This window comes from Campylobacter concisus (assembly GCF_050447445.1).
GTDB classification, from domain to species: Bacteria; Campylobacterota; Campylobacteria; order Campylobacterales; family Campylobacteraceae; genus Campylobacter_A; species Campylobacter_A concisus_BI.
This window is the reverse complement of sequence record NZ_JALMFW010000001.1, coordinates 1,081,858-1,099,171: the sequence shown is the minus strand read 5'-3', so window position 1 is coordinate 1,099,171 and position 17,314 is coordinate 1,081,858. Positions and strand designations below refer to the sequence as shown.

13 protein-coding genes and 2 pseudogenes are annotated in these 17,314 nt (G+C 36.9%); 11 read left to right on the top strand and 4 right to left on the bottom strand.

Annotation, left to right across the window (positions count from 1 at the left end; all coding sequences use genetic code 11):
• Position 1: 1 nt before the first annotated feature.
• From tyrS to mnmC, 4 genes are read left to right on the top strand one after another with little or no spacing between them, the layout of a single operon-like run.
• Entirely contained in the window at positions 2-1,207 is a 1,206-nt protein-coding gene (gene tyrS, locus MTT30_RS05705) for a tyrosine--tRNA ligase (RefSeq protein WP_429801287.1), read from the top strand.
• Positions 1,208-2,299 carry a nitronate monooxygenase gene (locus tag MTT30_RS05700; RefSeq protein WP_021091713.1) on the top strand — a complete coding sequence of 364 codons (1,092 nt, stop codon included), beginning with the start codon at positions 1,208-1,210 and terminating at the stop codon, positions 2,297-2,299.
• A complete protein-coding gene (locus tag MTT30_RS05695; protein WP_429801286.1) occupies positions 2,296-3,738 on the top strand; it encodes an N-acetylmuramoyl-L-alanine amidase family protein in 1,443 nt (480 codons plus the stop codon). The genes MTT30_RS05700 and MTT30_RS05695 overlap by 4 nt, the downstream gene beginning before the upstream one ends.
• Positions 3,735-5,603 (top strand): bifunctional tRNA (5-methylaminomethyl-2-thiouridine)(34)-methyltransferase MnmD/FAD-dependent 5-carboxymethylaminomethyl-2-thiouridine(34) oxidoreductase MnmC, encoded by a 1,869-nt coding sequence (mnmC, locus tag MTT30_RS05690; RefSeq protein WP_429801285.1) that lies wholly within the window; start codon positions 3,735-3,737, stop codon positions 5,601-5,603. Before MTT30_RS05695 ends, mnmC begins: the two co-directional genes overlap by 4 nt.
• A gap of 58 nt (positions 5,604-5,661) precedes the next feature.
• Here mnmC and putP read toward each other — a convergent pair whose 3' ends face one another.
• A complete protein-coding gene (gene putP / locus MTT30_RS05685) occupies positions 5,662-7,149 on the bottom strand; it encodes a sodium/proline symporter PutP (RefSeq protein WP_429801284.1) in 1,488 nt (495 codons plus the stop codon).
• A gap of 150 nt (positions 7,150-7,299) precedes the next feature.
• On the opposite strand from putP, the gene MTT30_RS05680 reads away from it, so the two are divergent.
• The 7 genes and pseudogenes from MTT30_RS05680 to MTT30_RS05650 all read left to right on the top strand — a co-directional run bounded on the left by MTT30_RS05680 (position 7,300) and on the right by MTT30_RS05650 (position 15,572).
• Positions 7,300-8,010 (top strand): amino acid ABC transporter permease, encoded by a 711-nt coding sequence (locus MTT30_RS05680; protein ID WP_429801283.1) that lies wholly within the window; start codon positions 7,300-7,302, stop codon positions 8,008-8,010.
• Positions 8,003-8,731, top strand: coding sequence for an amino acid ABC transporter ATP-binding protein (locus MTT30_RS05675; protein ID WP_429801282.1), 729 nt, complete (start codon positions 8,003-8,005; stop codon positions 8,729-8,731). The genes MTT30_RS05680 and MTT30_RS05675 overlap by 8 nt, the downstream gene beginning before the upstream one ends.
• Before the next feature lie 11 nt (positions 8,732-8,742).
• Positions 8,743-9,516, top strand: coding sequence for a basic amino acid ABC transporter substrate-binding protein (locus tag MTT30_RS05670; RefSeq protein WP_087583956.1), 774 nt, complete (start codon positions 8,743-8,745; stop codon positions 9,514-9,516).
• Between the two features lie 379 nt (positions 9,517-9,895).
• Positions 9,896-10,681: pseudogene (locus MTT30_RS05665) on the top strand (nitrate- and nitrite sensing domain-containing protein); the annotation flags it as partial.
• 555 nt (positions 10,682-11,236) lie between these two features.
• Positions 11,237-11,848 (top strand): annotated as a pseudogene (locus MTT30_RS05660) (methyl-accepting chemotaxis protein); the annotation flags it as partial.
• Between the two features lie 194 nt (positions 11,849-12,042).
• The gene (locus MTT30_RS05655) at positions 12,043-12,759 is read left to right on the top strand and encodes a transporter substrate-binding domain-containing protein (protein WP_429801281.1); all 717 of its coding nucleotides are present in this window, start codon (positions 12,043-12,045) and stop codon (positions 12,757-12,759) included.
• 74 nt (positions 12,760-12,833) lie between these two features.
• Complete coding sequence (locus tag MTT30_RS05650) at positions 12,834-15,572, top strand: M16 family metallopeptidase (RefSeq protein WP_429801280.1); 2,739 nt, start codon at positions 12,834-12,836, stop codon at positions 15,570-15,572.
• Positions 15,573-15,742: 170 nt separating this feature from the next.
• On the opposite strand, the gene MTT30_RS05645 is transcribed toward MTT30_RS05650, so the two are convergent.
• Genes MTT30_RS05645 through MTT30_RS05635 form a run of 3 tightly spaced genes read right to left on the bottom strand, consistent with a single transcriptional unit; the run spans position 15,743 to position 17,229 of the window.
• The gene (locus tag MTT30_RS05645; RefSeq protein WP_429801279.1) at positions 15,743-16,630 is read right to left on the bottom strand and encodes a hypothetical protein; all 888 of its coding nucleotides are present in this window, start codon (positions 16,628-16,630) and stop codon (positions 15,743-15,745) included.
• Between the two features lie 51 nt (positions 16,631-16,681).
• Positions 16,682-16,903 carry a hypothetical protein gene (locus tag MTT30_RS05640; RefSeq protein WP_021091847.1) on the bottom strand — a complete coding sequence of 74 codons (222 nt, stop codon included), beginning with the start codon at positions 16,901-16,903 and terminating at the stop codon, positions 16,682-16,684.
• 32 nt (positions 16,904-16,935) lie between these two features.
• On the bottom strand, positions 16,936-17,229 hold the full coding sequence (locus tag MTT30_RS05635; protein ID WP_429801278.1) for a putative quinol monooxygenase: 294 nt from the start codon (positions 17,227-17,229) through the stop codon (positions 16,936-16,938).
• Positions 17,230-17,314: the final 85 nt, after the last annotated feature.

Sequence of the window (17,314 nt, the reverse complement as noted above, 5' to 3'; positions counted from 1 at the left end):
AATGCAAGATATAGCTGAAATTTTACAAGAGATAAAACGCGGTGTCGCCGAGATTATTGACTTTGAAAGAGTTGAGAATTTAATAAAAAACTATTATGAAAAAGGTGAAAATTTCTATGTAAAGGCTGGCTTTGATCCAACTGCTCCAGACCTTCACTTGGGACACACAGTCGTTTTAAGCAAGATGGCACTGCTTCAAAAACATGGCGCGATCGTGCAGTTTTTGATAGGCGACTTCACTGCTCAAATAGGCGATCCAACTGGTAAATCAGTCACTAGAAAAAAGCTAGATCAAGAGACGGTTTTAAAAAATGCCAAAACTTATGAAGAGCAAGTTTTTAAAATTTTAGATCCAAAAAAAACCGTGATAATGTTTAACTCAAAATGGTCAAATGAGCTTGGAGCTGCTGGAATAATAGAGCTAACTAGCACATTTTCAGTCGCTAGAATGCTAGAGCGCGACGACTTTGAAAAAAGGATAAAAGCTGGCAGTCCAATTTCAATTTGTGAATTTATGTATCCACTTCTTCAAGGTTATGATAGTGTCGCGATGAAGTGCGACATCGAGATGGGCGGTACGGATCAGAAATTTAACCTTCTAATGGGTAGAACCTTGCAGAGGACTTATAATGTCGGCAAAGAGCAAGCTGTCATCATGATGCCACTTCTTGAGGGGCTTGATGGTGTAAATAAGATGAGCAAGAGCCTTGGCAACTACATCGGCGTAACTGAAAATGCAAATGATATGTTTGCAAAAACGCTTAGTATAAGCGATGAACTAATGTGGCGTTGGTACGAGCTTTTAAGCACAAAAAGCCTTGGCGAGATAGAAAATTTAATGAACGATGTTAAAAACGGCAAGTACCATCCAAAAAAAGCAAAAGAGGATCTTGCGTACGAGATAACAGCAAGGTATCACGGCGAGGAGGCTGCAAAGGCTGCGATGGCTGAGTTTAATAGCGTGCACTCTCAAAATCAGCTCCCAACTGATATAAAAGAATTTAGCCTAAAAGCACCAGTTTGGATCGTGGAAGCTTTATCGCAGTGTGAGCTAAGTGAGTCAAATTCTCAAGCAAGACGCGACATAAAGGCAAATGCGGTTAGCATTAATCAAGAAAAGATTAGTGATGAGCAGCTAAAATTAGGGGCAGGTGAATATATCTTGCAAGTCGGAAAGCGTAAATTTGCAAAAGTAAAGGTTGAATAGATGGAGTTAAAGCCATTAAAAATAGGAAAATATGAGATAAAGTATCCGATATTTCAAGGCGGTATGGGACTTGGTATCAGCTGGGACAAACTAGCTGGCAACGTCAGCCTAGAAGGAGGTCTTGGAATAATCAGCTCAGTTGGCACAGGATATTATGAAAATCGTAAATTTATAAACAAAGAGCTAAATGCAAAGCCATTTGGAAGTGAAAATTTCTACTCAACAAGAGGTCTTAGAGCAATTATTGAGAATGCCCGAAAAATTTGTGGAGACCTGCCGCTTGGTGTAAATATAATGTATGCTGCAAATGACTACGCAAGAGTGGTAAAAGATGCTTGTGAAGCCGGTATAAACATCATCGTATCAGGTGCTGGGCTACCTACGAATTTGCCAGAATTTACACAAAATTTTAAAGAGGTTGCGCTAGTTCCTATTATCTCAAGTGCAAAAGCACTAAAGATCATCTGCAAGCGCTGGCTACAAAGATATGACCGCTTGCCAGATGCTGTTGTGCTTGAGGGGCCACTAAGTGGCGGACACCAGGGCTTTACTTACGAGCAGTGCCTTGATCCTGAGTTTTCGCTATTTAATCTAATCCCACAAGTAAAGGCCGAGATAAAAGAGTGGGGCGACTTTCCGCTCATCGCAGCTGGTGGAATTTGGGATAAAAATGATATAGAAAAAGCAATATCGCTAGGAGCAGACGGCGTTCAAATGGGTACACGCTTCATCGGAACTCATGAGTGCGACGCGGATATTGGCTTTAAAGAGGTGATACTAGCAGCCGAGGAAAAGGACATAGAGCTTATAAAAAGTCCAGTTGGCTATCCGGCTCGTGGGATAAGAACAAATTTGATAAATTTGGTAGAAAAAAGGATGGGACCAAAGATCCAGTGTATAAGCAACTGCGTGAGCCCTTGTCAAAGGGGCAAAGGGGCTAAAGAGGTTGGATATTGCATCGCTGATAGGCTGTTTGACTCATTTAGTGGCAAAAAAGAGACCGGGTTATTTTTCACGGGAGCAAACGGGTATAAACTAAAAGAGCTAATAAGTGTAAAAGAGTTAATGCACAAGCTGGTACATGGTGAATGAAACGAGCGATAATCCTCTTTTTTATTGTTTGTAATTTTCTTTTTGCTGCGACAAATTCTGAGATATTTGCAAAATTTGATAAAAATTTTGCCAGCTCAAGCAGAAGTGTAAAGATCAAATTTCACAACGATATAAAAGATATCTATGTCGACGCGATCATAAAAAACGATAAAAATATAAAAAAACAAGCGCTCACAAGACTTATAACCAGCTCGAAATCGCTTGGTTTTGATTCAAGTGGGTATATAAAAGATCTAAATGCACTAAATGGCGTAAAGAGCGCTAGTACGCCTAGCACCGCTACTTTGACTCTGCTTAGTGCAACCAAGGTAAATGACACTTTAGTGCTTAAGTTTAATACAAAAATCGATACTGCAAAACTAAAAACATCCTTTTTAAAGCAACAAAATACATATAAAAACATTATGGATATCGATGGTAGATTAAATGGCAATCCGCTAACTTATAAAAATTTTATATCTGATTATATTCACATCTCGCAGTATGATAAAAATACTGTTAGAGTTATTTTTTCTGATAAGATCCAAAAGACTATAAAAGCAAATGCAACAGGTGATCTACTCATAATAAGTACACAAAATTTTATCTCAAACGAAAATGTAAAAGCACCACTTCATAAAACTAAAAACAAAAATGAAGAAGTGCCACACAAAGAGCCTGAGCCAAATTTAAAGCCGCAGCCTGCACAAAGTGAGCCAGTGGCAGCACCTTTGCCACCAGTTGCGACTGGTAAATTTTCACGCAACAAAACGATCGTCATCGATCCTGGTCATGGTGGCACTGATCCAGGTGCAGTAAATGGCAAGCTTCAGGAAAAAACCGCGGTTTTAGGTGTAGCCAAAAAACTTGGCGACATACTAAAAGCACGTGGCTACAAGGTCTATTTTACTAGATCAACCGATGTCTTTATAAATTTAAGAACAAGAACAAAATTTGCAAATGATAAGATGGCTGATCTATTTGTTTCCATTCACGCAAATGCCGCTCCAAATGCTACAAAGGCAAAGAGCATGCACGGCGTTGAGACATTTTTCTTATCGCCTGCAAGAAGCGAACGTAGCAAAAACGCGGCTGCACTTGAGAACAAATCAGATATCGAAGAGATGAACTACTTTTCGCAGCAGACGTTTTTAAACGTGCTAAACCGCGAGAAGATTATCGCATCAAATAAGCTTGGCATCGATATTCAAAAAGAAATTTTAGCAAGTGCTAGAAAGGTCTATGCTGCAAGTGATGGCAGTGTGAGAGAGGCGCCGTTTTGGGTACTCGTAGGCGCTCTTATGCCAGCAGTTCTTGTTGAGATCGGCTATATCACGCATCCAGTCGAGGGCGAAAAGCTCTTTAATGATGCATATCAAAATGCCCTTGCAAATGGCATCGCAAACGGTATAGATGGATATTTTGCAAAAAATAGATGAAAAATGCAAATTTAAGCTTTAAAGGACAAATCCCATTTAACGAGGAGTTTGGTGATATATATTTCAATACCGACAAACCTTGGCTTGAGAGTGAATTTGTCTTTGCAAGCGCACTTGATGAAATTTGGCAGAGTAAAGATAGCTTCGTCATCGCTGAGGCAGGATTTGGTGCTGGGCTAAATTTCTTCACGCTTTGTAAGAAATTTAAAAATAGCTCTAAAAAACTTCACTTCGTTAGCATCGAAAAAAGTCCTATCAAAAAAGATGATATTTTAAAAATTTATGAAAATTTAGGCATTTTTAAAGCTTATGCTAGAAAGCTGGTTTCGCTCTATCCGCCACTTATTGAGGGCATACACCGTATAAATTTTGCTCCAAATATCACCCTTGATCTTTGCTACGGCGAGGCTAAAGAAATTTTACCTGAGCTTGATTTTAGCGCTGACATCTGGTTTCTAGACGGCTTTGCTCCAAGTAAAAATGGCTCGATCTGGAGCGAAGAAATTTTTAGAGAGATCGCAAGACTAAGCAGGGTTGGCACGATTGCTAGAACCTACTCGTGTGCAAAAATAGTAAAAGACGGGCTAAAGGGCGCTGGCTTTTTGCTAAGCCTAAAGGAGGGTTACGCTAGAAAACGTCAGATGAGTAGCGCCGTGCTAGAGAAAAAGGATAAAAATTTAAAGGATGCTTGGTTTGTGAGATGCGAGCCAGTTGCTAGTGTAAATGGCGAAACAGCGCTTATCATAGGAGCTGGTGTGGCTGGACTTGCAACAGCTGGCGAGCTAGCCAAAAATGGCTTTAAAGTTGTGATCGCCGAGGCAAAGAGCGAGGTGGCTACAAATGGCTCAGGTAATCACTGTGGCGCTTTGATGCCGTTAGTTACCAAGCCCGGGGTAAATTTAGGTCGCATGCATTTAAACGCATTTTTGCAAGCAGTGAGATTTTACAAGGCAACTTTGCCAAAAAGCCTTATAAAATTTAACGGCTGCATCGACTACGCATTTGATGAAGAACTCATTAAAAGATATGGTTCGTGGCAGGATCAAGCTGCTAGCGATATTTTTAAATTTGATGAGAGTCTAAAGCCATATCCTGGCATATTTATAAAAGATGGTGCATACGCCAGACCAAGAGAAATTTGTAAATTTTTGTCAGGCAGTTTTGAAATTGTATTAAATCACGAGTATGAGAGCAGGGCGCACCTGCAAAACGGCAAAATCAGCGTTAAATTTAAAAACGGTAAAAATTTAGAGACTGATATCTTAGTCTTTTGCACTGGCAGTAAGAGTAGTGAAATTTTTAATGGCTACGATATGCAAATAAGTAGTGTCAGGGGTCAAGTAACCCACTTAAAACCAATACTTAAAAATACTTTACCGCTAAGTGCAAAAGGCTACATCTGCCCAGTCATTAAAGGTGTGCAAGTTATTGGAGCAACTTACGCTAGAAACGAAATTTGTGACACGCCTAAAGAAGAAGATAATACTAAAAATTTAAACGACGTAAGTGAGTTTTTTGATATCAAAAAAGCAACCATTCTCGGTGCAAAAGTAGGCTACCGAAGTTATAGTGGAGACAGGTTTCCGATAATTGGTGCCTTGCATGACGAAGAATTTTACAAGCAAAACTATAAAGGGCTATTTTGGAGTAAAAATAAAGATAACAATCCAAAAGCAAGTTATGAAAAAAATGTCTTTGTAAATTTTGCCCACGGCTCGCGAGGCCTAGGTACAGCGATACTTGGAGCAAATTTGGTAGCCGATCTTGTGCTTGATCGTCCGCTTTGTATAGAAAGGTCACTATTTCATGAGCTTCATCCAGCTAGGTTTTTGATAAGAAAACTGAAAAAGGGATTAAAATTTTAAGGAGCAATGGGTAGAAATTCCCAGTACAAAATACTAGGAATTTCTTGTAAGTTTAGGCCTAAAGCCTTGTTTTCATCTTTTCAAATTCGTCTTGTATCACTTGCTCGTGTGGCTCACTTGTCATTTTATTTATCGCATCACCCCAGATACTGACCATTATGATGGCTATACTTGAGGTTAAAATACCTGGTAAAATTTCATAAACATAGGCATTTAGCCCTGATGTTATCCAAAATATTACGGTCGCACCTCCAGCTATCATACCAGCGAGTGCTCCAAGTGCACTCATACGTTTCCAGTAAAGGCTAAAAAGTAACACTGGTCCAAAGCTAGCACCAAATCCAGCCCAAGCATTTCCAACGACGTTTAGGACGCTATCTGTAGAGATAAAAGCAAGTACTGTTGCTATTAACGCTACGACTACTACTGCATAGCGGCTAATCGCTGTTTGCGTGTTTTGACTAACTTCTTTTTTATAAAAGGCAAATATAAAGTCCTTTGTAACCGAGCTTGATGTAACCAAAAGCTGGCTTGAGATGGTACTCATTATCGCTGAAAGCACGGCTGAGATGATGATGCCTATAAAAAATGGTGGGAAAAGTAGCTCACCAAGCTTTAAAAAGACCGTCTCAGGATCGCCAAGCCCACCTCTTTGGCTAAAGTAGACAAAGCCAATAAGACCACTCATGATAGCACCTAGTAAGCCAATCGTCATCCAGCCGATACCGATCCTTCTTGCCTTTGCAAGCTCTTTTGAATCGCGTATCGCCATAAATCTAACGATGATGTGTGGCTGACCAAAGTAGCCAAAGCCCCAGGCTAGAAGACCTAAAATGCCCCAGAAAGTCTGATCTCTAAATGGATTTAGGTGATTTGCATCAAGTCTGCTTATCTCTTTTATCAAATTTGTATCGCTTGGCAGGTCTAAATTTAGATATGCTACGACTGGGATCGAGACTAGGACACAAAACATCAAAAGACCCTGAAATGCGTCAGTTATGCTAACAGCCTTAAATCCGCCAAAAAACGTATAAAAGACCACAATACAAAGCGTAAATATTGCGCCATATCTAAAGCCTATACCAAAAAAGCTCTCAAATGTCTTGCCGCCAGCGATGATACCGCTACTTACATAAAGCGTGAAGAATATCAAAATGATAAGGCCAGATACGATCCTTAAAATTTTCGTTCTATCTTTAAAGCGGTTTTCTAAAAAGTCTGGTATCGTGATGCTATCGCTCGCAACCTCAGTATAGACTCTAAGCCTCTTTGCTAAAAATAGATAGTTGCAGTAAGCTCCAATGATAAGACCGATTATCATCCACACATTTGCTATGCCAGTTGCGTATAAGGCTCCGGGCACGCCAAGTAGCATCCAACCACTCATATCAGAAGCACCAGCACTAAGTGCAGTAACTACTGGACCCATTCGACGGTTATCTAGCAGATACTCGTTCATACTTGCATTTTTATCGTAGAAATATCGTCCGATAAAGAGCAAAAAGCCAAAATAGATGGCGATGGCTAAATAAGACCCAAAGCTCATAAATTTCCTTTCAAATTAAGATAAATGGCTTATGTTAATATAAATTTTTTTAAATTACAACATTCAGTGCCGATCCTTAAACGCTTTTAAGCAAAATGATATAAATTTTTTCGTATTATTTAAAGCCATATTTTAAAGAGAAGGACAAAGTTGAAGGCTCAAAATTTAGCTAAATTTCTATTTTTTATAATAATTGTCTCACTTGGAGCATATTTTTTCTATCCAAGAAATCTTAGTGAGGCTCAAGAGATCGCTTATATCAAAAGTTATGGAGTGACTTTAGGGCTTACTATAGGTGGTATTGCCATAGGCATAACACTTGGATTTACCTTGGCGTTTATTAAATTTTTAAATATTAAAGTCTTAAATTTTATAATTGATGAATATATCGATATCTTACGTGGAACACCTGTAATACTTCAACTTTTAATATTTTCAGTTGTCATTTTTGCAACATGGAGTGATAATTTTTATGTAGCTCTCATCGCACTTGGACTAAATAGCTCTGCTTATGTGGCCGAGATTGTGCGAAGCGGCATAAACAGTGTCGATAAAGGACAAATGGAAGCGGCTCGTGCGATGGGCCTAAACTACTATATTTCGATGCGCGAGATAGTTTTTCCACAAGCTACAAAAAATATCTTACCAGCTCTTGCAAATGAGTTTATATCGCTATTTAAAGAGACATCAGTCGTGGGTTATATAAGCGTCGTTGATATTACGATGCAAAGTAAGAGCTTGCAAGCGGTCTTTTATAGTCCAGAGCCAGTCATTTTTACAGGCATTGTCTATTATGTGAGTGTTAAATTTTTTACACTTTTGACAAAACTACTTGAGAGGAGATTAAACCGCCATGATTGAGATTAAAAATTTAAACAAAAGTTATGGCGATTTGCGAGTTTTAAATGATATTAGCGTAGATATAAAAAAGGGTGAAGTTATAGCGATAATTGGTCCAAGTGGTGGTGGAAAAAGCACATTTTTACGCTGCATAAACCGCCTTGAAGAGGCAGATAGCGGGCACATAAAGATAAATGGTGAAGATATTTTAGATAAAAAATCAGATATAAATAAAATTCGCCAAAAAGTGAGCATGGTTTTTCAGCACTTTAATCTTTTTGCAAATAAAAACGTCTTGCAAAATTTAACTCTAGCTCCGATAAAAGCGGGAATTTTAGATAAAGCAAGTGCAGAAAAAAGAGCTGATGAGTTGCTAAAAAGTGTTGGGCTAAGCGATAAGAAATTTGCCTATCCACACAAGCTTTCAGGCGGACAGAAACAACGTATTGCGATCGCTAGAAGCCTAGCGATGGAGCCAGAAGTGATACTTTTTGATGAACCGACAAGTGCGCTTGATCCTGAGATGATCGGAGAGGTGCTTGATATCATGAAAGATGTTGCTGCAAGGGGCATAACGATGCTTGTGGTTACCCATGAAATGGGCTTTGCAAGGAATGTGGCAAATAGAATTTTCTTTATGGATAAAGGCAAAATCGCAGTTGATGACACACCAAAAAATGTCTTTACAAATCCGCAACATGAGCGTTTAAAAGAGTTTTTAGGCAAAATTTTAAATCATTAAAGGAGTAGAAAATGAGTAAAATTTTAAAATTTTTGATGGCAAGCTTGGTTTTATTTTTACTAGGTTGTGGCGATGATGCTAATAAAAAAAATGCAGTAAATAATGCCGAAGAAGCTAGTAAAAATGTAGTTTATAAAGTTGGCTCGAGCGCTGATTATCCACCTTTTGAATATCTTGATGAAAACAATAAAATTGTTGGCTTTGAGATAGATTTATTAAATGAGATCACCAAAAAAACTGGAATAAAATTTGATGTTGCAAATATGAGCTTTGATGGACTGATATCAGCATTAAAAACCGGTAAAATCGATATTGCTATAAGCGGAATGAGCGCAACTGATGAGAGAAGAAAATCGGTTGATTTCACTAAGCCATATTATTTTTCAGAGAATTTATTTATCCGCAAAAAAGGCTCAGATGTAAATAAAGACAACCTTAAGGATAAGAAAATTTCAGCTCAAGTTGGCACACTTCAAGAAGAAGCAGCCAAAAGCATAACCACTAAGTCGATACCTGCTGAAAATGTAGCAGCCGCTATCATGTCACTAAACGCTGGCAAAATCGACGTTGTGCTAACTGATAGTCCGATAGGGGTTGAATATTTAAAACAAAATCCAGATTTGGAAGAATTTTTAAGAGTTCCTGATGGCACGGAAGGATTTGCAATGGCGTTTGATAAAGGCAAACACACTGAGCTTATCAAGAAGATAGACGCAGCAATCGATGAGCTACAAAAATCTGGCGAATTTGACAAAATGCTAGATAAATATGGATTAAAGAAATAAATCTAAATACAAAATTTGCAGAGAAGCAAGAATTCTCTGCAAAAACTCACTTTTTTCTAATTTTTAAAATTTAACATCTTTTAAAAGTAAAATTAATAAAATGACTTAATTATTTTCAAGGAGAAAAAATGAAGCTTCTCAGGATGAGAACGGCATTTATTTTAAATGTGCTATTTTCTATTTGCATGTATCACAATTTTGTTAAAAAATTCCTATTATTTAATAAAGCTAAATATAAATTAAAATTTTACATAAATAGACTAATCAATATTTTTTATAAAAATAACCAAAAGTATTTTTTGGTTGATAAATTTTAAGTATTAAAGTCATACGACTTTATTTTTGAAGCAGATATTAAGAAAAACTAAAAGGAGAGAAAATGAATAATCTAGGTATTAAATCTAAGATTATGGCGATAGTTATCGTCAGTCTTATTGGCCTTGGTATCATGAGTGCATACATGCTAAATGGTATCTTAAAAACTCGCTCAAAAGCAGAGTTTAGCGAGAAAATCGTGGATACAATAATAAATCAAAATAATTTTATCCATGAAATGCAAAAAGAACGCGGATTTAGCTCAGGTGTACTAGCGGGAGGGGATAATAAAAATTTATTAGAGCAGCGTAAAAAAGTAGATGCTGCGCTTGATAAGCTTGAAGAGAAAAATGAAATAGCTCCAGAGATAAATAGTATCCGCTCAAATGTAGATCAAAAAAGCGGCAATGATCTAATTAGTCGTATAACAAAAATTTTAAGAAAAGAGGTCATTGCTATAAATGGATATAGTGATAAGCTTGAGCCTAGCTTGGTAGATGATCTAAAGCGTATCATTATTGTTGGTGAGATAAAAGAGTCTTTTGGTATTTTGCGTGCTACTTTAAATGGAGTTTTTACTAAAAAAAGTATAAACAAAGAGGACTATAACAAAGTAGTTGCACTAAATAGCGTTATAAATAAATTTATGCAGGACTTTGACGATTACAATCCAAAAGAATTTAGCGATGAATTTGATGCTATCGCTAGAAAAAAGGCTGATTTTATAGATGCGATGAATATTATTAAAAATGTAGTTGCCACTGAAGATGCATCTTATGATGCAGCGAGTTGGTTTTCAAAGATAAGCATTTCAATAGATGCAATGAGAGAGCTTGAGCTTAAACTACTTGATAGTATGCAAAAAGATGCACAACACATAAAAAGTGAGGCAAATACACAACTTATTTTTAGCTCAATAGTGATTGCGATTTGTATTTTGCTCATGTTACTAGTATCTACATTGATAGGTAAAAATTTGATCTCTGGCATAGATCAGACTAAAAATGGCTTAGTTAAGTTTTTTGACTTTTTAAATAACAAAACTAATAAAGCTGAATTTTTAGATCGTAGCGGTAGCGACGAGATCGGACAGATGAGTGCACTGATAAATGAGAATATCAAACAAATCGAGGCAAATTTATCTGAGCAAAATAATTTCATTAAAGAAGCAAATACTTTTGTAAATCAAATCGGCAAAGGTAACTACGTAGCTCAGCTTAACGCAGATACTTCAAACCCTGCACTTAGCCAGCTAAAACAAACTTTCAAAGACTTACAAATCGCACTTAAACATGCTATTGCGGAAAATGGCGATGACGTGTTAAATCTATTAGAAAGCTTTAAAAAACAAGACTTTACTAAAAGGCTTGAAGATGATGGCAAAATGGCGGTTGGTATAAATGCTCTTGGTGAAGAGATAGCCAAGATGTTAAGGGCAAATTTAGATCAAGCTCATGTGCTAGAAGAAAAGGCTGAGGCTTTAAGTCAGTCAATGAAAGAACTAACTCAAGGCGCAAATGTACAAGCAAACTCACTTCAAGAGTCTGCTGCCGCAGTAGAGCAAATGTCAAGTTCAATGAATGCAATATCTCAAAAAACATCTGATGTTATTAGACAAAGTGATGAGATTAAAAACATCATAACTATTATTAGAGATATAGCTGATCAAACAAATTTACTAGCTCTTAATGCCGCAATCGAGGCAGCGCGTGCAGGAGAGCATGGTAGAGGCTTTGCGGTTGTTGCAGATGAGGTTAGAAAACTAGCAGAGAGAACTCAAAAATCTCTAACAGAGATCGAAGCAAATACAAATGTACTAGCTCAATCAATCAATGAAATGAGTGAATCTATAAAAGAGCAAAGTGAGGGAATCAATATGATAAACCAATCAGTTGCTCAAATAGACACACTTACAAAAGAAAATGTAGTAATTGTCAATAAAGCAAATGAAGTAACATCTGATGTTGACGACATGGCTAAGGCGATAGTAAACGAAGTTAGAAAAAGTAAATTTTAATCTTTGACTTACTCCTAGAGCTCCTACTATTCTATCCCTTAAAATAATTAAGGGATAGAACTTATCTATAAAAATTTATATGCTACTTTGCTATACGATTATTTATAGCATTTTTCTTTTATTGTAAATTTAAACAATTTTTAATAGAGAAATACTGATAATTAAGCCACTAAATCACCTTAAAGGACACTATTATGAAAAAGATCTTTGCTCTTTTACTCACAGCTTTTGTTGCTCTTTGTGCAAATGAGCTAAAATTTGGCACAGCGGCGAATTATCCGCCATTTGAATATATCGATGAGAACAACAAAATAACAGGCTTTGACATCGAGCTAATTGATGAAATTTCAAAGCGTGCAGGCTTTTCATATAAGATCATAAATATGAGTTTTGACGGCCTTATCCCAGCGCTTAAAGCCGGCAAAATAAATGGCATTATAAGTGCGATGAGTGCGACTTCAGATAGATTAAAATCGATTGATTTTACAAAGCCATACTATCTAACTGAAAATCTTTATCTAAAGAAAAAAGACAATGACGCACTAAAGGCTAAAGAAGAGCTAGCTGGCAAAAGAGTTGGCGTGCAACAAGGCACCGTCCAAGAGCTAGCAGCAAATGCTATAAATGGCGTAAAAGTAGTGCCTTCAGAAGATACTGTGCCACTCATCATGGGATTAAAAGTTGGCAAATTTGACGCAGTCATCCTTGATAGCTCTATCGGATATGGCTTTGTCAAGAAAAATCCAGAACTTGAGGCATTTTTCAAAGAAGTTGATGGTAGCGAGGGCTTTTCAATAGCTTTTGATAAAGGAAAAGAGAGCGCATTAATAGAGAAAATAAATCAAATTTTAGATGAAATGAAAAAAGACGGAAGCTACGAAGCTTTACTTAAAAAATACGATCTAAAATAATCTTCTAGCCTGCAATTTTGCAGGCTTATGCTAAATTCTGCTTTGTCTATCGATTAAAATTTAAAAGGAAAATAATGAGAAAAATTTTGTTGCTTTTTTGTCTAGCAATGGGTCTTTTTGCACTTCAAAACGATAAAGATATGTTAAATGGAGAGCTAAAAAACGGGCTAAAATACTATATCAAAGAGAATAAATTTCCACAAAAAACAGCTATTTTTTATCTTGTTATAAATTCTGGTTCAACTGATGAAAAAGATGGCGAGCAAGGTCTTGCTCACTTTTTGGAGCACATGGCGTTTAATGGCAGCCGTGACTTTAGCAAAAATGAGCTGATTAAACAGCTTGAGAGCCTTGGTGTAAAATTTGGAGCTGATTTAAACGCACAGACGAGCTACGATCAGACGAGTTATATCTTAACGATTAATGTAAATGAGAAAAATTTACAAGATACGTTTAAGGTCTTTTCGAATTGGATAGATGGCGTTAAAATCGATCCTAAGGAGCTTAATAAGGAGCGTGGAGTCATAATGGAAGAGGAGCGTCAGAGAAATACGCCAGGATATAGGCTTTATTTGGCTCAAACAAAGGATATTTTTGAGGGCAGCATCTATCTAAAAAGAGTGCCAATAGGCGATATGAACGTCATCAAAAGCGTAGATGCTAAGCACATGCAAGAATTTTACGAGAGGCTTTATCAGCCAAGATTTATGAGCTTTGTTGCTGTTGGCGACTTTGATAAAAATGAGATAAAAAGCTTAATCGAAAAAAACTTTAGCCAAGCAAAAAATACAAATTCTTACATTCATCCAGAAAAAAATATCAGCTTTAAAAGTGGTTTAAATATTTTTAACTATGACTCGAATGAAACTGGAATGGAGCTAGCTAGACTTAGCTATTTTGATAAATTTAGCCCGGTTGTAAATGAAGCTGACGCAAAAAGAAATTTAGAAGACGCACTTATCGCAAGCCTAATAAATATGCTTTATGAGCAAAAAAATGCAAATAATTCATCAAATTTAAGCACTGATTTTATAGCTCAAACACTTCAAGCAAAGCAGAAAATTTATAGTTTTGAAACAAATGTGCTTGGAGGCGATTTTAACGCAAGCCTTAAAGATATGCTTGGCGTTATAAAAGGCATTAAAGAGTTTGGCTTTAATAAAGAAGATTTCGAAGATGTGAAAAAGGCGTTTGTGGCAAATGTGGATGCAAAATTTAAACGCTCAAAGACTAAAAAATCAAGTGCTTACGCAGGACAAATTTTAAATATGATAGAAAATGGTGGCTTTGTGTTAAGCGATGAAGACGACAAAGAGCTTAGTTTAAAGCTATTAAACGAGATTACATTAGCTGACGTTAATGTTAGATTTAGGCAAATTTTGGCTATTTCTGATGAACGTATAAGAATTTTTAGCAAAGATGGTTATAAGCTTAGCAAAGATGAGTTTTTAAAGCTTTTTACCAAAGCGCCTGCTTATAACACAAACCTATCTGCTAATAACAACGATAAGAGTCTAGGCAATGAAAATTTAGAGCAAAAAGAGATAAGCTCAAGAAGCTTTGATGAAAAAAATGGAATTTATACCTACAAAATGTCAAATGGCTCGCAAGTTATCTTTAAGCCACTAGCTACTAAAAAAGATAGCGTTTTGTTTGCAGCCGTCAGCAAAGGAGGCACATCAAATTTGGCTGATCCAAAGCTTGGTAGCTTTGCAGTGGCGCTCACAAATGAAAGCGGCGTTGGTAAATTTAATAACTATGAGCTCTCAAAGGCACTAAATGGAAAGATCGTAAGTTACGAAAAGGGTATAGAAGCACTCACGCAAGGCATTTATGGCTCATCAAGCACCAGCGATCTTAGCTCGCTGCTAGCTGTTATAAATTTAGAGTTTAATACTCCAAGAGCCGATGCAAACGTGCTTGAGAGGATAAAGCAAAGAGCAAAAGATGAGCTAAGCAAAGAGCAAAATTTGCCTGAATATAAATTTAGTACCGAATTTAGCAAGTTTTTTTATGAAAACAATAAACGTGTCGCGCCGCTTGAGACAGCTCATATCGACGCGCTAAAGTTAAATGAGCTAAAAGAGATCATCAAAGATAAATTTACAAACGCGGCCTCATATATTTTTGTAATCATCGGCGATACCGACGAAGAGAGGCTTTTGCCACTTGTTAAAAAGTATATCGCCACTCTGCCAAAGCTTGACGAGGCTGAAGAATTTAAAGACGATGGCGTGCGAAGTATCAAGGGTCAGCACACCTTTAAAAGGGAGCATCAAAGCACAAGAAGAAGCGATGTTGGCATAAATATCATAAATTCTGATGCAAAATATAGCTTTGAAGGAGCGATTGAACTAAGGGCATTAAGTGAAATTTTAAAAACGGCACTTCGAGAAAAGATCAGAGAAGATAAGGGTCAAACATATGGCTTTAGCCTAAATGTCAAGCTCTCACGCTATCCTTTTGAGCATTCAGATATGCTAATTAGCTTTACTTGCGATCCTTCAAATACAGACAAGATTATCGCTGAGATAAAGGAGATAATAGCTAGCATCAAGCGTAGTGGTGCGCTCTTGCCAAAGCATTTGGAGGATTTTAAGGCACAGAGTGAAATTTCTATAAAAAAAGATTATGAAAAGCCTGAGTTCTGGCAAAAGCTCATCATTTCAAATAAAATTTACAACATGCCACTTTATACGGCTGATGAGTACATAAGTGCGGTAAAAGCCATCACAAATGACGACATCAAAGAGGCAGCTAAACTCTATCTTGATGATAAAAATATGGTGATAAGCATAAATAATCCAAAGTAGAAATTTATGGAGCTAAGCTGGCTAACTCTTAAAATTTAAACGCGAGTAAAAATTTATTAAGATAAGCTAGCTTTTTAAATTAGTTGGCTAAATTGGCTCTTTAAATTCAAATCTAAGTAGAAATTTAAAGAGCCAAGCTAGCCCCTAGAAATTTAAATATAAGGCCAAAACTATGCGAGAATATCCTTTGGCTTTAGCTTGTTTAGCTTTTGCACTAGATCATCAAAGCTCGCGCCATTTTCGACCTCGCGCCTGATAAAATCCTCGAAAAACTCGCGTTTTATGTCTTTATCTGTGTAGGTCACGCTCTTTTTGGTAACTTGCATAGGCTTAAATTTCTCTTCTTCCATCTCTTCATCGCCATTTTCTCTAACTGGCGTAAGAGCGATATTTTGCAGCACATCAGCGATGCTCTCGCCCTTTTCATAGCTTGTTGTTAGAAATTTTAAAAACTCATCTTTGCTGTTTTTATCAGCGTAGCTCACACGGTGCAACATAGGCTGACCTAAGAATTCTATACGTTTTTTATCCGAGCTTTGCTCGTAATGTAAAGCTCCGTCTTTAAAAGAAATTTTCACATTTGCATGCTCGCCAAGTATCCTTTCGGCGGTAAATTCCAGCCATTTATCTTTAAACTCATCGATACTTAGATCAGAGTCTAGCAAATTTGTAGCCTCACGGCTTAGATAAAGAGCACCAAAAGCATTATTGATTATTTTATTGTTTATGCTCATTTTGTGATTTTTGATGAACTCATCTACGCTAAAGCCGTTTTTCTCGCTAGTTAGAATGTAGCTTGCTCGCCAAAGCTTCGTGCTATCAACGAAATTTTTAAGGCTAGAGATTTCATCTTTGCTCGCTCCGCTATCAAGGCCATTTATCTTGCCCCAGATAGAAATTTTATCATTTGATGAGTAGCCAGAGAGCGGTAGATGCTTGATGTCCGCAGTTTCAGCGGGAATTTCTACTTTGTTTAAATTTGTGCTTGTGGCTTGACGCTTACTAAAAGCGTCTTGGTAGTTAAAGCTTTGATTAAATCCATTTAGCGCGTTTATCATGTCAAAATCCTTTAACACAATATCGGCAAACAGATTTAAATTTTAAGTGGATTATTTTTTATTGCGGTATTTTTCAAAAATGGCGATCATTTGGTATGAGTTTTGGGCGATTTTAAATTTATTTGGATTTTTGCCAAGTAGCTCTTCTCTTAAAGAGTCGATAAATTCTCTATCTTTTTTGCAAGCCTCAAAGCTCACTCGCCCCCTAAGTACGGCCATAAATATAATATCAGCAGTCGCATTTATCATCTCAAGCATTTTTTCTTCGCTCATTTTTGTGGATTTTGCCCTTTTTAAAGCAAATATTATTCCTTTACGCTCACAAAATTTACTATTTTCACCTCTTGGCTCTCTTTGCAAGCCTCCAGCGTGGCTGCATTTTTCACCATATGAGCGCTTTTCATATGCTCTTTTTGGCTTGCAAGATCTTCCCAAATTTCCATAAAGCAGTATTCATTTTTACCGCCCACAACCATGCCGCACTCGTAGCTTATGCAGCCTTTATCTTTCCTTGAAGCTGGCACGATCTCTTTTAAAATTTCTTCAAATTTCTCCTCACACCCAGCTTTTAACTTTACATTTACATAAAATCCAATCATCTGCCCATCCTTTAAAAATTTTTGGCTAAAATAGCGCAATTTAGACGCAAGTTTGCGTATTACATTACAAGGCCTTTAAACGATG

What these genes read in the sequence shown, in the direction of transcription:
- tyrS (WP_429801287.1), top strand. Translation starts at nt 2, where the DNA reads ATGCAAGATATAGCTGAAATTTTACAAGAGATAAAACGCGGTGTCGCC.
- MTT30_RS05700 (WP_021091713.1), top strand. Translation starts at nt 1,208, where the DNA reads ATGGAGTTAAAGCCATTAAAAATAGGAAAATATGAGATAAAGTATCCG.
- MTT30_RS05695 (WP_429801286.1), top strand. Translation starts at nt 2,296, where the DNA reads ATGAAACGAGCGATAATCCTCTTTTTTATTGTTTGTAATTTTCTTTTT.
- mnmC (WP_429801285.1), top strand. Translation starts at nt 3,735, where the DNA reads ATGAAAAATGCAAATTTAAGCTTTAAAGGACAAATCCCATTTAACGAG.
- putP (WP_429801284.1), bottom strand. Translation starts at nt 7,149, where the DNA reads ATGAGCTTTGGGTCTTATTTAGCCATCGCCATCTATTTTGGCTTTTTG.
- MTT30_RS05675 (WP_429801282.1), top strand. Translation starts at nt 8,003, where the DNA reads ATGATTGAGATTAAAAATTTAAACAAAAGTTATGGCGATTTGCGAGTT.
- MTT30_RS05670 (WP_087583956.1), top strand. Translation starts at nt 8,743, where the DNA reads ATGAGTAAAATTTTAAAATTTTTGATGGCAAGCTTGGTTTTATTTTTA.
- MTT30_RS05655 (WP_429801281.1), top strand. Translation starts at nt 12,043, where the DNA reads ATGAAAAAGATCTTTGCTCTTTTACTCACAGCTTTTGTTGCTCTTTGT.
- MTT30_RS05650 (WP_429801280.1), top strand. Translation starts at nt 12,834, where the DNA reads ATGAGAAAAATTTTGTTGCTTTTTTGTCTAGCAATGGGTCTTTTTGCA.
- MTT30_RS05645 (WP_429801279.1), bottom strand. Translation starts at nt 16,630, where the DNA reads ATGATAAACGCGCTAAATGGATTTAATCAAAGCTTTAACTACCAAGAC.
- MTT30_RS05640 (WP_021091847.1), bottom strand. Translation starts at nt 16,903, where the DNA reads ATGAGCGAAGAAAAAATGCTTGAGATGATAAATGCGACTGCTGATATT.
- MTT30_RS05635 (WP_429801278.1), bottom strand. Translation starts at nt 17,229, where the DNA reads ATGATTGGATTTTATGTAAATGTAAAGTTAAAAGCTGGGTGTGAGGAG.